General features: G+C 68.3%; 2 protein-coding genes. Both read left to right on the top strand.

The features are described 5' to 3' along the window. The coding region (gene cbiT / locus MOV75_RS38160; RefSeq protein WP_247007999.1) for a precorrin-6Y C5,15-methyltransferase (decarboxylating) subunit CbiT at window positions 1-969 on the top strand (969 nt) is incomplete at its 5' end. Continuing rightward, a complete protein-coding gene (locus MOV75_RS38155) occupies window positions 966-1,334 on the top strand; it encodes a cobalamin biosynthesis protein (protein WP_247007998.1) in 369 nt (122 codons plus the stop codon). The genes cbiT and MOV75_RS38155, both read left to right, overlap by 4 nt. The last annotated feature ends 52 nt before the right edge of the window (window positions 1,335-1,386 follow it).

Genomic DNA, 1,386 nt, shown 5'->3' with positions numbered 1-1,386 from the left:
CTGGCCTCCGGCGATCCGTTCTGGCACGGCGCAGGCGCTGTTCTCGCCGAGAAGCTCGGTGGCGACGAGTGGATCGCGCATCCGGCGCCGTCGACCTTCTCGCTCGCTGCCGCGCGCTTGGGCTGGCGGCTGGAGTCCGTGACGTGCATCGGCCTTCATGCGGCGCCGTTCGAGCGACTGACGCCGCATCTGGTGCGAGATGCGCGCATCATCTGCCTGATGCGTGACGCAAGGGCTGTCGGCGATCTCGCGAAGTGGTTGACGGAACGCGGATGGGGCTCCTCACTGTTGTGGACGCTCGAGGCGCTTGGCGGGCCGCGGGAATGCATTGACCAGCATCGCGTCGACCTCTTTGCCGAGGACATTGCTGGAGATCTGGTCGCGGTGGCGGTATGGGCGAGGGGGACGCAGGGCATTCCTCGCAGCTCCGGCCTGTCCGACGACCTCTTCGTCCACGACGGCCAGATCACCAAGCGGCCAATGCGCGCGCTTGCGCTCTCGGCGCTGGCGCCGCGTCCCGGCGAACGGTTGTGGGATATCGGCGCCGGCTCGGGTTCGATCTCGGTCGAGTGGGCGCGGTGCGGCGGGACGGCGACCGCCATCGAGGCGCGCGAGGGTCGCGTTGCAAACATCCGCAAGAATGCAGCCGCGTTCGGACTGGCGCATCGGATCACTGTCGTCTCGGGGAGGGCACCGGAAGCTCTTGCTGGATTGGAAGCGCCAGATGCCGTCTTCATCGGCGGTGGTCTCGACCATGCGATGTTCGATGCGATCTGGTCGCGCCTCGCGCCTGGAACGCGGCTGGTTGCACACGCGGTGACGCTGGAGACGGAAGCGCTGCTCGGCGAGTTGCATCAGCGCCACGGTGGCGAGCTGGTGCGGGTGGAGATCGCCCATGCCGCGCCGCTCGGCCGCTATCGCTCCTGGGAGGCAGCACGTCCCGTGGTGCAATGGAGTGCGGTCCGATGAAGGTCGCGGGGCTCGGATTCAAGAAGGACGTCACGCTGGCCTCGTTGCGCGAAGCGCTGCTGGCGGCCGGCGGAGCCGAAGGCCTTGCTGCGCTTGCGACCGTTAGCGACAAGGCCAACGCGGAGGCGTTGAAGCAGCTCGCACGCGAATGCAGCGTTCCGATCAGGGCTGTCCCGGCCGATATGCTGGCGGGCATCGACACGCCGACGCAGTCGAAGCTTGTCGCCGAAAAATTCGGGACGGGTTCGATCGCCGAAGCCGCGGCGCTCGCAGCAGCCGGGCCTCGCGCGCGGCTGATTGCGACACGCGTGGTCTCGCAGGATCGCTCCGCGACCGCCGCGATCGCCGAAGGAGACGGCGCATGACGGTGCATTTCATCGGCGCAGGACCGGGCGCGCCTGACTTGCTGACCCTGCG

It is taken from the genome of Bradyrhizobium sp. PRIMUS42, from assembly GCF_023006515.1.
In the GTDB taxonomy this organism is placed as follows: domain Bacteria; phylum Pseudomonadota; class Alphaproteobacteria; order Rhizobiales; family Xanthobacteraceae; genus Bradyrhizobium.
This window is presented reverse-complemented; position numbering and strand designations above follow the sequence as displayed.

What these genes read in the sequence shown, in the direction of transcription:
- MOV75_RS38155 (WP_247007998.1), top strand. Translation starts at nt 966, where the DNA reads ATGAAGGTCGCGGGGCTCGGATTCAAGAAGGACGTCACGCTGGCCTCG.